Here is a 12,997-nt window from a genome sequence, read left to right on the forward strand (position 1 = left end):
TATCCCTAGACTCGGATCCATGTCCTTGATCAATGCAGATTACGAGATCCGTCGGTTTGAGCCGGCAGCCCCAGGTGAGCCCGGATACCCCGAAGCGACAGCCTGGGACAGCGCAGTCTCGTTCGGATTCCATGAGGAGCGCAGCAGCGACGAGCGGGTGCAGGAGTCCATCGCCAGGAGCCGTGTGGACGGCGCCGTCTACACGGGCGCCTACCAAACCGGCCAGCCGGCCCCGCACTCGCTGGGCAGCGACGTGCCGGTGGCCACGTTCGGTACCCAGCCGAGCACGCTCAACATCGGGTTCGGCAGGTTGCTGGATGCGCATCTGATCACCGGCGTGACAGTGCGCACCTCCCACCGTCGTCGCGGGCTGCTCCGCCGCATGATGACCGAAGACCTCACCCTGGCCAAGGGCAACGGCATCGCGATCGCTGCCCTCACCGCGTCTGAGGCGTCGATCTATGGCCGTTTCGGTTTCGGTGTGGCCACTTCGGAGCAGAGCATCACGGTGGATACCAGCGCCAAGTTCCGGCTCGACCACCTGCCGGTGGGCTCTGTGGAGGTCGCCGACCCCAAGGTCCTTCTCGAGCTGGCGCCACAGGTCTTCGCCCGGCTGCACGGCGAACAGCCGGGGTCCATCGGACGTCAGGAGTTCTACCGCCAGCTGGCTGCCGGGGCGTCGAGCCGCGAGGGCGGCCCCGATGCCAAGGTGAAGGCGGCCCTGCACTACGCGCCCGACGGTTCGGTCGACGGCTATGTCTCGTACCGATTCGGCGGCTGGGACAAGACGCCCGCGACGATGGAGATTGTGGATCTGGTGGCCGCCACCCCGGCGGGCTACCTGGAGCTCTGGCAGTATCTGGCGGCCATCGATCTGGTGGAGCGCGTCACCTGGAACGAGGCGCCGGCGGACAACCCGCTCACTTGGGCCTTGACTGATCCGCGATGTGTGTCTGCGACGAACCCGCGGGACCTGCTCTGGTTGCGCATCCTCGATGTGCGCCAGGCCCTCGAAGCGCGCCATTTCGCCACCGACGGCGCCGTGGTGCTGAGAGTCACCGACGGTTTGGGTCTCACGGCGGGCACCTTCGCACTGGAGGTGCAGGGCGGTACGGCGCGGGTCACCGAATCAGCCTCGGCGCCCGACCTGGAACTGGACATCGCCGCGCTCTCCTCGATCTACCTGGGCGCGGTGAACCCCGTGTCGCTGGCGGCGGCGAACAGGGTGCGCGAACACACGTCGGGTGCAGCGTTCCTGGCCGCCAGGCTCTTCGCCGTCGAGCGGCCCGCCCACTGCCTGACGCACTTCTAGCGGGTCAGGCCTGCCGGTCAAGCAGCACGTAGGTGTAGGCCGCGATGGTCGCCGCATCCACGATGTCGCCCGTTCGGATCATGCGCCGGAAGTCGTCTTCGCTGAACCAGCGGTGCACCATGTCCTGCTCGGTGATCTCCCGCTCCGGCGGGCCGGGGGTCAGCTCGGTGGCCAGATACAGGTCGCAGCCCTGGCTGCTGTGCCCGTAGGCGCTGTAGAAGTGCGCCAGGTGTCGCACCTCGCCGGCGCGCATCCCGGTCTCCTCCTGCAGCTCGGCGCGGGCCAGGTCCTCCTGGCTGCCGTCGTTCTCACCCGGCCAGGAGCCTTGCGGGAACTCCCAGGCCCGCCGCCCGACGGTGTACCGGAACTGCTCGACCAGCCAGAACCCGCCGTCGACATACGGCACCACGATGGCAAAATCGGGCTTGTCGATGACGCCATAAATGCCCTGCGACCCGTCCGGGCGGCGCACGATGTCTTCGCGCACTGTCATCCAGGCGTTGCGGTACACCTCGCGGGTTGAAACGGCTTCAGTCATGGGGCCATTCTCTCGGGTTCCCCGCACGACCCACAACGAGGCAGAGGAGGTGCCCCGTCGTATCGGTGCACCTCCTCGACGATCTGGCCGCGCGGCAACCGGTGCGGTTTAGGCCCGCTGGCGGCGGCGGATGAGCAGAGTGCCGGCTCCGGCAGCCAGGAGCGCGAGTGCGCCGCCGATCATGGGGGCCAGCGAGCTGACCCCGGTGTTGGCCAGGGCCGCGGTGGCGCTCTTGGCCGCCACCACGGTGAAGGCGATCTCGGCGGTCTCTCCGTTTGCGGCCGTCACGACGATGCGGTGCACGCCCGCTTCGGTGTTGGCCGGGATGGTGACGGTTCTGCTGAAGGCGCCCGCAGCATCCGCCGTGACAGCACCGAGTCGCACCGGTGCCGAGTGCAGCACGACAGTGATCTCGGCGTCAGCGGTGAAGTCGCGACCGGAGACGCCAACGGTGCTGCCCGCGACCACCCGCAGGTCGGCGTCTGCGAGAGCGACGGATGGCTTACGCGTTGCGGTGTCGGTCGGAGCCGGGGTCGGTGTCGCCGTCGCCGTCGGAACCGGGGTGGCGGTGGGCGTCGGTGTTGGCGTGACGAGGCCGAAGACCTCGGGCGCGGTTCCGAGGTTGAGGAAGACCGTTTCGCCGGTGGCGTCCTTGAGGCCGTCGTTGTCGGTGACCGCGTAGACGTTGCCGTCGGCGCCGACGGTGAGGCCCTCGAGCTTCTCCTGGGTCCAGCCGTTGGTGGCCGCAAGGTCAGGCAGCACGTCGTAGGCGAGCGTTTTGGACAGAATAGGCAGCGTGCCTGCGGCCGGGTCTGCCTCTGGAACGGTCACGGTGTAGATGCGCTTCACGGCGGCGGCAGGGCCGTTGAGTTTGTCTCGCTCGATGACGGCAAGGGTGTTCTCGTCGACCGCGACGATCTCGGACAGGCCCATCCAGTCGCCGCCTCCGGCGGCTGCCTCCAGCTGGTAGCCGAACCAGGCCCAGCTCTGCTCGGTTACGTCGTAACGACCGATCCGGGTGACGCCCTCGCCGTCCACGGTCGTGGTGGGGTCGGCCGGGTCTGCCCAGAGCGGACGCTGCACGGCAACGTAGAGCTGTTCGTTTCCGGCCGCGTCGGTGGTCGCGGTGACGCCCTCGAAGCCCCATTTGGAGATGTGGTCGGAGATCTCCGTGGGCAGCGACACCTTCTCCTGCACCGCACCGGCGGCATCCGTTCGGTACAGCGCGTTGCCAGGGCCGGTGGCGCCCTCGGCGGCGAGCCAGAAACCGCCCTGTTCGCGCGCGTGCAGGCCCTCGATGTCGAGCACGGCCGGCTTGCCGTTCTCGGTGACCACCAGGCTGTCGTCGATGCGCGCGGGCGCGGCGGTCACGTCGACCGTGAAGATCGTGCTCGGCGAGACGGCGGAGTCACTCGCCGTGTAGATGTGGGCGGTGTCGCCGGGCTTGGCGCTGAGCGCGCCGAGCGCCTGCCAGCCGATCGGCAGGCCGTCGACGTCGTCGGAGACGATGCTCGGCTGGCCCGCCGAAGCGTTACCGAGCGTGCCGACGCCGAGCTGGTACAGGGCCACCGAGGCGCGCACGCCGACGCCGGCATCGTCGGTCTCACTTGAGGCGACGAGCAGGTTGCGGCTCGGCACGGCGAGCAGGCCCTCTGGCCCGTTGGTGGCGAACACCATCTGCTGATAGACCGGCTTCACAGGGTCGGAGAGGTCAAAGACAGCCACGAAGTTGCTGCGCTCGGAGGCGACGAAGCCGTACCTGGTGCCGTCGATGGTGGAGACCATCAGTCCCTCGGGCTCGCTGCCCTTCTTGTCGGCGCGGCTGTCGGCGTACACACCATTGGCCACAGCGAGGTGCTCGAAGGAGTTGCCGGCGTCCCAGGCGACGTCGCCCGTGCTGGCGTCGAAGATCGTCCAGCCGCGGGTGCCGCCCTTCCAGTCACCCTCGTTGGCGGTGGCCAGGTGGGTGTCGTCGACCCAGGCGATCGAGTCGGGCTCGCGCGGGACATTCGTGATCTGACCGGTGAGGTTGATCACCTTGTCTTTCTTGGTGTCGATGCCGGTGACCGTGGCAGTGCCGGCACTGAAGACCTTGGTGATCGCCCTGGTGGGCAGGTCGATGAGTGCGATGCCGTTGTTCTCCTGCAGGGTGACCGCAAGCTGGTTGGCGCTGTTGATGGTCACGTATTCGGGCTCGGGGTCGGTGGGCGAGTCCAGGCCCGCGGCCACGAACGAGGCCAGTGCGGCGCCGTCGGCGGCAACCAGCGGAACCGGGGTGGTCACCCAGCTGGTGGGGTCGGTGTTCAGGTCGATGACCTGCACGAACCCGGCGGGCAGCTGGGGCAGGTCGCCCTTCTTACCGGCAGTGGGAGTGAATTCCTCGTCGCGCTGGTTCTCGATCGCGATGGCCGCGTATTTTTTGTCGGCGCCGATGGCGATGGAGTCGGGCTGGCCGCCCAGGTCGATGCTGGTGACCAGGCTGCGGTCGCTGATGCGGATCACGTCGAGCCGGCCGGAGGGCGACACGAAGTCTCCGCCGCTCTCGTCGACGACAACGAGCACGTAGTCGCCGTACACGGCCACGGAGGTGGGCTGGTCATCAGCGTGGCCGAGGTCAGCCAGGGAGATGCTGCCGGTGCCGACCGGGTTGTTCACGTCGGTGATGTCGAGGAAGCCGATCCGCTTGCCCGGGGCATCCGTGTAGATCACGGTATTGCCGTCGTCGGTGACGCCGGAGATCTCCGCGGCAGTGGCGGCAGCCGCGTCGGCTCCCGCGGGGGCGTTGAGGTAGACGGGGTAGGTGGCGGTGCGGTGGAACGCCGAGGAGGTCGGGGCCGGCGCCGCAGCGACCGCCGGTGCGACGACCACGCAGCTGGCCATGAGGGCGGCCCCCACGATCAGGGTGGCGCGGCGGGCTGGTCTCGAAATCGGCATGGCTTCCCCTGGGTCACGAACGTGGTCTGCACTCATTCACAGATGCTCACCGAGCCTGGTGGCGACGGGCGACCTACGGATGACCCGCGGGAGTCTCGCAGGCGACGACGGCGTGTACGGCAGGCAAACCAGGCGCGGCGCGGCGGGTTCGAGCAAGCGGATGCGAACCCGGGCAGCCGCACCCGGATCCGCCTTCGGCCCGAAGGACGCTACCAGGCGACGGGTCCCTGAACGTCGGTGAACGTGCCGGTGGGGCCGTCCGCATCGATCGTGGCCATGCGCACGGCCGATCGTGCGCCCTCGGCGGGGGTGAGTACGCCGCGGTGGTTGTTCAGGTCGGTCGCGACGAAGCCCGGACAGACGGCATTGACCAGGATGCGCTCGGCGACGAGGGCCCTGGCATACATCATGGTGACGGCGGTCAGCGCGGTCTTCGAGGGTACGTAGCCAAGAGCGATGGGATCGGTGTTCGCGAAGTCGGAAATCGCCGCCAGCGAGCCCGCGCTGCTGGACACGTTGACGATTCGAGGGGCTGATGACCGGCGCAACAGCGGCAGGAACGCGCTGGTGACGGTGATGACACCGAACACGTTCGTCTCGAAGACGTAGCGCACATGGTCGAGATCGGCGGTTTGAGGCATCTGGCCGGCGAAATCCGCGCCGGGCCGGTGGCTGATGCCGGCGTTGTTGATCAGGGCGTCGAGGCGCCCGAACCTGCTCTGGATGGTCTCGGCTGCCGCCTGGACCGATGTCGGGTCGGTGACGTCAAGCGCAACCGCGGTGACATCGCCGCCAGTTGCACGCAGCTGGGCAGCGGTCGCTTCGCCTCGCTCAAGGCTCCGGGCGCCGATGACCACGGTGTGGCCGAGGTGGGCGAGCTGGGCGGCGATTTCGCGCCCGATTCCTTTGTTGCCGCCGGTGACGAGGGTGATCATGGGGTTGGTCATGGGATCGGTCATGGGTACTCCTTCAGTGCCGAAACGATTTGTGCGGCACAGCCCAGCCTGCCGACCGGATGCTGGATTTGGAATAACGTGATGTCCGGTTTATTTGCCCTATAGTTCGGATATGGCGACCGACCGGCTCTCTGACATCCTCGATCTCATCGAGGTGAGGAGCGTGGTGTCGGGTGGTTCGGCCGTGCGCGGCCGCTGGCAGACCCGCAATAACATCGACGACGACCTCAAGTTCATCGCGGTGGTTCGGGGCCGAGCGCGGTTGACGACCGATGGCCTGCCCGCGCCCCTCGAGCTCAACGCGGGCGATGTCGTGATCCTGAACGGGCGATCGTGGCTGGCGCTCGAGGGCGGGGTCGGCGACGGCGAACCCATCCAGGTGCGACCGCCGTCGGCGGGCTCCGTGATGTCTGCCGAAGACGCAAATGCGGATGGTGCGGACGTGCTCATCGGCGGGCGCGTGGACCTGAACCCCACCGGCCGGGAGTTGCTCCTGCGCACGTTGCCGCCGGTTCTGCACGTCGGTCTGGCGAGCCCCGTCGGCGCTGCGCTGCGCGGCCACATCCAACGATTATTCGAAGAAATCATGGCCGACCGCGTCGGGTCCGACTTCGCAATCCGCCAGTACGGCCAATTACTCCTGCTCGACCTCATCCGCGGATACCTGCACGACCCCGACATGCCAGCCGGCTGGTTGAAGGTGCTCACCGACGAACGACTTCGGCCGGCATTGGCGCTCATCCACGAACAACCCGCCAAGAGCTGGAGCCTGGAGGACCTGGCGCGCGCGGCGTCCATGTCTCGCACCACTTTCGCAGGGCGGTTCCGCGACGCTGCGGGCACGCCACCCCTGTCGTACCTGATCAACTGGCGGATGCTGCTGGCTCAGCGTGAACTCCGCACCTCGGACACTCAGATTCGTGCGCTCGCCCTTCAGGTCGGCTATTCGTCCGAAAGCGCGTTCAGCACCGCCTTCAAGCGTCGCGTCGGTGAATCTCCGCTGAGCTATCGTTCACGCGCCCGCACCCCGCAGGTCTCTGTCGCAACGTAGCGGGCGTCAGGTTCGGGTCTAGGCGCACTCGCTCCGCGCAGGAGGTCACGAGATCCGCCGGTTCAAGCCGGCAGCCCCCGGCGAGCCCGGTTATCCGGAAGCAGCAGCCTAGGACAAACCAAACCGGCCAGCCGGCCACAGGGCAAGGGCATCACGATCGCCACCCTCACAGCGTCGGAGGCGTCGATCTACGGTCGATTCGGTTGCGGTGTGGCCACTACGGAGCAGAGCACGGTGGAAACCAGCGCCGAGTTCCAGCTGGACCATGTGCCGGTGGGCTCTGTGGAGGTCGCCGACCCCAAGGAACTTCTCGAGCTGGTTCCGCCGGTCTTCACCCAGCGCGGCGCGGCGCGGGTCACCGCATTCTCGGCGGCGCCCGACCTGGACTGGACATCGCCGCGCTCTCTTCCAGCACTTAGGTACACGCAGAGGGTCACGGCTTCAGTCATGGTGCCGGCTCGCGCACGGTGATCGCACGCGCACTTCCGCCGCAGCACACGCGGAGGCGCCCCCGCAGCCAGCTGGGGAGCTGGCTGCGGGGGCGCTTCTGTGCCGTCAGATCAGGTGCGCTTGCGACGCACCATGAACATGGCGGCGGCACCGACAAGTATGGTCAACAGGCTGAAGAGTGCAGCCCCGCGCAGACGGTCTGAGTCCACCCCGGTGTGCGCGAGTGCACCCACCGACTTCAGGTTCACTCTCACGTCGTCACGGTCGGTGATCTCCGGCCCCGTGGGAGGCGTCGCGGTGACGCTCGCCTCGTTGCTCACGAAGCCCGCCGACTTGTCCGCATCCGTAACGGCGTAGGTAGCGGTCGCCATCACGGACGCACCCGGAGCAAGCTCACCCTGGGCGCTCGGCCACGCACCGTATCTAATCGCCGACAGGCCGCGCAGTTCATCCGCGATCGAAACGGATGTCAGCGACACGTTGCCCGTATTGGTCACGACGAAGGTGAAGGTGATCGTGTCACCGTGAACCACACCGGTCTTCACCAACGAGATCGCCGGGCCGTCGACGAGCAGCAGATCGAACGTGTCCTTGTCGGAGACCACCGGCCCATGCGGCGGCGTGCCCGTCACGTCGGCCGTGTTGGACACGATGCCGGCGTCAAGGTCTGCCTGCGTCAGGGTGTAGCTGGCCGTGGCCGTCACCGACTGTCCAGGTGCAAGCACACCGGAGCCAGCCGGCCAGGCGCCGTACGACACGTCCGACAGCCCGTCGAGGGCGTCCTCGATGGATACCGAGGTCAGGGTTACGGTGCCCGAGTTCGTCGCAACGAACGTGTAGGTAATCGTGTTTCCGTCGAGCACGCCGGTCTTCACCAGCGACACCGAGGGAGTCCCGCCGAGGGGCTGGTCGAACTCGTCCTCGTCTGTGACGGTGCCGCCGCCGGGCGGGGTGCCCATTGTCGTCGCCGTGTTGTGCACGGTGCCGGCATCACGATCCACCTGCGTCACCGCGTACGTTGCGGTTGTGGTCACCTGCTGGCCAGGAGCCAGAACTCCCTCGGCGGCCGGCCACGCACCGTAAGAAATCTCCGACAGGCCCTCGAGCTCGTCGGCGATCGACACCGCAGTCAACGTCACGTTGCCGGTGTTCGTCGCGGTGAACGTGTAGGCGATGGTGTCGCCCTTCAACACACCGGTCTTCACCAGGTTCAGCGCAGGAGCGCTGCTGAGGGGCTGGTCGAAGTCGTCCTCATCAGAAACAGGAGGACCACTCGGCGGTGTTCCCGTGGTGGTGGCGGTGTTGTCAACGCTGCCCGCATCCCGGTCAGCCTGCATCACAGCGTACGAAGCGGTCGCGGTTACCGACTGACCCGGGGCAAGAACACCCTCAACGGACGGCCACTGACCGTAGGAAATCTCCGACAGACCCTCGAGCTCATCAGCGATCGACACCGACGACAACGTCACACGGCCCGTGTTCGTGGCCGTGAACGAGTACTCGATGGAGTCCCCGTCGAGAGCGCCGATCTTCACCAATGAGATTCCCGGGTTCGAGTCCAGGGGCTGGTCGAAGTCGTCGTCATCCGAAACGTCCGGTCCACGAGGCGGTGTTCCGGTTGTCGTGGCGGTGTTGCTGATGAGACCCGCATCGCGGTCCGGGGTCGTCACCGAATAGGATGCCGATGCAGTCACCGACTGTCCGGGAGCGAGCACACCTGCAGCAGCGGGCCACTCACCGTAGGTAATCTCCGACAGGCCGTTCAGCTCATCCACGATCGTGACGCCGCTGAGGGTGACGTCGCCGGTGTTGGTGACGATGAACCCGTAGTCCAGGGTGTCGCCGTCAAGCGCGCCGGTCTTGACCAAGGAGATTGCCGGGGCAGCTCCCAGGGGCTGGTCGAAGTCGTCCTCGTCAGAAACGGATGGACCGCTCGGCGGTGTTCCCGTCGTCGTTGCGGTGTTGTCCACGGTGCCCGCATCACGGTCGGCTTGGGTCACCAGGTATGAAGCAGTTGCGGTCACCGACTGGCCCGGGGCAAGAACGCCCGAAGCGGCCGGCCATACGCCGTAAGAAATCTCCGACAGGCCATCGAGCTCATCCGCAATTGTCACCGCCGACAACGTCACATTGCCGGTATTCGTCGCAGTGAACGAGTAGGCGATGGTGTCGCCAGCGAGCACGCCGGTCTTCACCAGACTCAGCGCAGGTGCACCAGCCAGGGGCTGGTCGAAGTCGTCCTCGTCAGAAACGGGCGGACCGCTCGGCGGCGTTCCCGTGGTGGTGGCGGCGTTATCCACGGTGCCCGCATCACGGTCGGCCTGAGTGATCGCATACGAAGCGGTGGCAGTGACCGACTGGCCCGGGGCGAGAACGCCCGAAGCGGCCGGCCACGCGCCGTAGGCAATCTGCGACAGGCCCTCGAGCTCGTCGGCGATCGACACCGCAGTCAACGTCACGTTGCCGGTGTTCGTCGCGGTGAACGAGTAGGCGATCGTGTCGCCAGCCAGCACACCAGTCTTCTCCAGGGAGATTCCCGGAGTGAGTTCAGGCAAAGTGACGAGGGCCGGAGCCTCATCGGTCACGGCCGTTCCGGCCGGTGGGATGCCCGAGGTAGTCGCAGTATTCGACACTTCTCCGGCCGTGACATCGGCTTCTGTAAGGGTGTAACTCGCGGTCGCGGTCACCGATTGTGTCGGCTCCAGAACACCCGGAGCGCCGGGCCAGATGCCGAACTCGATGGAGGACAGACCAGGCTTCGGGTCGGCCAGCGTCACGTCGGTGAGGGCAACGGTCCCCGTGTTGGTGACGGTGAAGTCATAGTCCACGGTGTCGCCAACCGCGCCGGTGGCGCCGTCCACGAGGGTTCCGGTCTTCTCCAGATCGATCGACGCACAGTTCGTGTTCACGATGCCGATGAGAGTGCTCGCCAGCGCGGCGAATCCGGCGAGGTGGTAGTCGTCGCCCTCGACCGGTCCGGAGATCTGAGTGATGTGCTCGCGGAACGTCGCCAGCTGACCGCCCGCGATGTTGTCGTTCACACCAATTGGAACGATCCGGGTGCCCTCGCCCTTGACCACGTTTGCGCTGCGGACGGCAGCGTCGATGGTCGCCTGATTGGTGCTGTTTCCCGGGCCCTGGACGGGGTCAGCGTACTGGGTGGGATTGCCGTCGGTGAGGAAGAAGAGCGCGTCGTAGGTCTCGGTCGACCCGGCAATGGCTGCGAGACCGCGGTCCCAGTTCGTGCCGCCCTGGGCGGGAACCGGACGCTGCAGGCCGTTGACGTAGGACACGATCGCGTCGACGCCGGCGGCGTCGGCCACAGACGTCAGCGGCAGCGGCGCGTTGGCTCCACCGTTGGTGGCCGGCGCGTTCGACGCGAAGTTGGTGACCGCAAAGCGAACCGGGTAGCCCTCGAGCGCGTTCGCGAGCTCGGCGAGCTCTTCACGTGCCTGCTGAAGCTGCGGGTCGGTTACCGAGTTGGACAGGTCCAGGCTGATGGCGAAATCCACTTCGCACTGTGCCGCCATGGCCGGGTTCGGGGCCGCAGGCACTGCGGACTGTACTGCGAATGCTGCCGAGGCACCGCTGATTGCCAGTACCGAGGCGAGGGTTGCCGCCACCGCCCCGCGCGCGACATGTCGCCTATTTCTGTGTCGTGCGGATGAATCAGGACGTAGTCGTCTCATGTGATCGGGGTCTCCATGGTCGATCGGATGGCACAGCACATACAGAGAACGGCCATGCCTGGCAGCTGGGTTACTGCCGCCCAATGCTCGCCTCTCCCTCGCCCGCGCAAGCTCGGAATCTGCGAATATCACCCGCCACTTCACCCTTCGCCCAGCAGGCGGTCTGTGGCGCGCATCGCGGCCGGACACCTCCCCTTTGGGGGCGCGGAATCTGCGATCTGGCTGATGAGGCGGCAATTATCTCGACACAGGCCAGAACAGGCGCCGATAGCGGCACAGCGGCCATTGGCGAACCGGGCGGGGTGGCCTTCATCGACTCGTCGCCCCAGCGTCTGAGCTCGGAATCATGGCGCTGTCGATGCCCAAAACCAAGAGATTCGGCTTGGCTGCGCTTGCCTTCTTCGGTGCGGTTGACGGTTTGTGGTCAGGCGAGCAGGTGGGGTGCCGTCGTAGCGACTCGGATGGCGCCGTCCCGGTCGTTCACGTCGAGTTTTCGATAGATCGATTTCAACTGGGTCTTGATCGTGTTGGGTGACAGGTGCTCTGCGGCAGCGATCGCCGCGACGCTTCGCCGTTGCACGAGGTGGCGGAACACGACTCGTTCGCGCTCGCTCAGGTGCACGGCCGGAGGTGCCGTTACCGCACTTGTTCGAGAGTCGAGTTCGCGGAGCATGCGCGGTTCGAGCGCCGGCCGGTGCTTGGAAAGCAGGGTCGCTTGTTCGGAAGCGGTCAGGCGAAGCAGCACGATGCCAAGTTTTTCAGAGGCCACGAGGTCGATTGCCGCTGCGAAGTGCCCGCGTGCCTCCTCGATTTGGCCGAGCTCGAGCTTCGCCGCGGCGACGAGCACCAACAGTTCGACGGTGATGCGAGGACTGATCAGCGTCTGGGACAGCCCCGGCGCTGCGAGCACGAGAGCCCCCCGGGCGTCTCCCTGCCGGAGAGCAGCCCACGCACGAACGAGGCGCACCGGATCGATCGCGGCGGGAAGGGTGACACCGTCGAGTTGCGACATCGTCTGAGTCGCCGAGCCGATATCGCCAAGCGCCAATTGCAACTCGGCGACCGCCATCGTGGACAGCCACCCGTTCAGGCCGCTCGAACGCAGGCGCTCTGGCTGGGTTGACAGTGTCGCGCCGACACGGGCGAGCTGCTGCTGAGTTTGACCGGAGGCTCTGGCCAATGCGGATTCGACAAAGAGCCTGAACGCCCAAGACTCCCGGTCGATGTCGGCCGATGGCGCGGCATCCAATGCCTCTTGCGCATCTTCGAAACGAAGATCATTTACGGCCAGAAGGGCGCGCGCGAGTGCGCCCGCCGTCAATACAGTGTCAACGGCCGTCGCTTCCGCTGGACCATCTCGAGTCTCACGCCCGGCTCCCGGCTGGCGACTCAACCACTGTTCAGCGACGCCTCGGTTGCCGGAGAGCGCGTAGTTGAGCGCCAACGAACCCGCCGCCTCCGTGACAATCCGCTCGTTGTCGAAGGTCAACGCTTCATCGAAGGTGCGTTCGTAGGCACGGTTCGCATCGATCAGCTCGCCTCCCAGTTCGAGAGTGATCGCCCATTGCAGCCGAATGTCAGGGAGCACCGGTCGGATGGATGCGATCGCTTCGTCGGAGACGTCGGCGATCATCCCGTGCGCCTCGCGCACCAAAGCCACCGCTTCGGCCATGTTGCCCTGGAACCGTGAGGACACGCTCCGACTCGTGAGGTCGACGAGGATGTCGAGCAGGCCACGGGGAACGGGTGCCACCCGATGCTGGAACCGAAGCGGGCGGCGATCGCCGCTCACCGGCAGGTAGTTCACGTAGGTCTTCGCCGCAACGAGCCGCGGGTTATCGGCAAGGACCTCGGCCGGGAGCGCATTAATCACTTCCAGGAGGAGGGCCTGATTCGTCTGTGTAAGAGCTACCCAGTGCGTCTCGAGTGAGTCGATTGCGGCGGACCACGCCTGCTCGCTCAGCGCAGCACGCAGCTCTTCTTCAAACGACGAATCCCCCACAGCGAATCATTGTACGAGGGTTTTTCGTTCGCCTGGGCCCCCAGAAGTCGGGGTCTGCGGCGTCC

Annotated in this window: 8 protein-coding genes; 3 read left to right on the plus strand and 5 right to left on the minus strand. The window is 66.6% G+C overall.

Annotated elements, in window-relative coordinates; translation table 11 throughout:
* Window positions 1-19: 19 nt before the first annotated feature.
* Complete coding sequence (locus E3O57_RS17925; RefSeq protein ID WP_103480001.1) at window positions 20-1,312, plus strand: GNAT family N-acetyltransferase; 1,293 nt, start codon at window positions 20-22, stop codon at window positions 1,310-1,312.
* Window positions 1,313-1,316: 4 nt separating this feature from the next.
* Here E3O57_RS17925 and E3O57_RS17930 read toward each other — a convergent pair whose 3' ends face one another.
* The 3 genes from E3O57_RS17930 to E3O57_RS17940 all read right to left on the minus strand — a co-directional run bounded on the left by E3O57_RS17930 (window position 1,317) and on the right by E3O57_RS17940 (window position 5,743).
* Window positions 1,317-1,850, minus strand: coding sequence for an NUDIX hydrolase (locus E3O57_RS17930; protein ID WP_103480002.1), 534 nt, complete (start codon window positions 1,848-1,850; stop codon window positions 1,317-1,319).
* A gap of 108 nt (window positions 1,851-1,958) precedes the next feature.
* Window positions 1,959-4,784 carry an esterase-like activity of phytase family protein gene (locus E3O57_RS17935; protein ID WP_241990493.1) on the minus strand — a complete coding sequence of 942 codons (2,826 nt, stop codon included), beginning with the start codon at window positions 4,782-4,784 and terminating at the stop codon, window positions 1,959-1,961.
* 209 nt (window positions 4,785-4,993) lie between these two features.
* Complete coding sequence (locus E3O57_RS17940; protein WP_103460251.1) at window positions 4,994-5,743, minus strand: SDR family oxidoreductase; 750 nt, start codon at window positions 5,741-5,743, stop codon at window positions 4,994-4,996.
* Window positions 5,744-5,852: 109 nt separating this feature from the next.
* Here E3O57_RS17940 and E3O57_RS17945 point away from each other — a divergent pair, with 109 nt between their 5' ends.
* Together E3O57_RS17945 and E3O57_RS17950 are read left to right on the plus strand one after the other, a co-directional pair.
* Window positions 5,853-6,791: an AraC family transcriptional regulator gene (locus E3O57_RS17945; protein WP_103460250.1), complete on the plus strand. Its 939-nt coding sequence runs from the start codon at window positions 5,853-5,855 to the stop codon at window positions 6,789-6,791.
* Between the two features lie 210 nt (window positions 6,792-7,001).
* The gene (locus tag E3O57_RS17950; RefSeq protein ID WP_103480003.1) at window positions 7,002-7,262 is read left to right on the plus strand and encodes a hypothetical protein; all 261 of its coding nucleotides are present in this window, start codon (window positions 7,002-7,004) and stop codon (window positions 7,260-7,262) included.
* Window positions 7,263-7,351: 89 nt separating this feature from the next.
* Here E3O57_RS17950 and E3O57_RS17955 read toward each other — a convergent pair whose 3' ends face one another.
* Both E3O57_RS17955 and E3O57_RS17960 read right to left on the minus strand, forming a co-directional pair.
* Entirely contained in the window at window positions 7,352-10,753 is a 3,402-nt protein-coding gene (locus tag E3O57_RS17955; RefSeq protein ID WP_165787999.1) for a VWA domain-containing protein, read from the minus strand.
* A 601-nt stretch (window positions 10,754-11,354) separates the two neighbouring features.
* Window positions 11,355-12,932, minus strand: coding sequence for a LuxR C-terminal-related transcriptional regulator (locus E3O57_RS17960; RefSeq protein ID WP_103480005.1), 1,578 nt, complete (start codon window positions 12,930-12,932; stop codon window positions 11,355-11,357).
* Window positions 12,933-12,997: the final 65 nt, after the last annotated feature.

Origin of the sequence: Cryobacterium sp. TMN-39-2 (assembly GCF_004402745.1) — a bacterium.
Taxonomy (GTDB): Bacteria; Actinomycetota; Actinomycetes; order Actinomycetales; family Microbacteriaceae; genus Cryobacterium; species Cryobacterium zongtaii.

Coding starts and splice junctions, on each gene's coding strand:
- E3O57_RS17925 (WP_103480001.1), top strand. CDS start 20: ATGTCCTTGATCAATGCAGATTACGAGATCCGTCGGTTTGAGCCGGCA.
- E3O57_RS17930 (WP_103480002.1), bottom strand. CDS start 1,850: ATGACTGAAGCCGTTTCAACCCGCGAGGTGTACCGCAACGCCTGGATG.
- E3O57_RS17935 (WP_241990493.1), bottom strand. CDS start 4,784: ATGCCGATTTCGAGACCAGCCCGCCGCGCCACCCTGATCGTGGGGGCC.
- E3O57_RS17940 (WP_103460251.1), bottom strand. CDS start 5,743: ATGACCGATCCCATGACCAACCCCATGATCACCCTCGTCACCGGCGGC.
- E3O57_RS17945 (WP_103460250.1), top strand. CDS start 5,853: ATGGCGACCGACCGGCTCTCTGACATCCTCGATCTCATCGAGGTGAGG.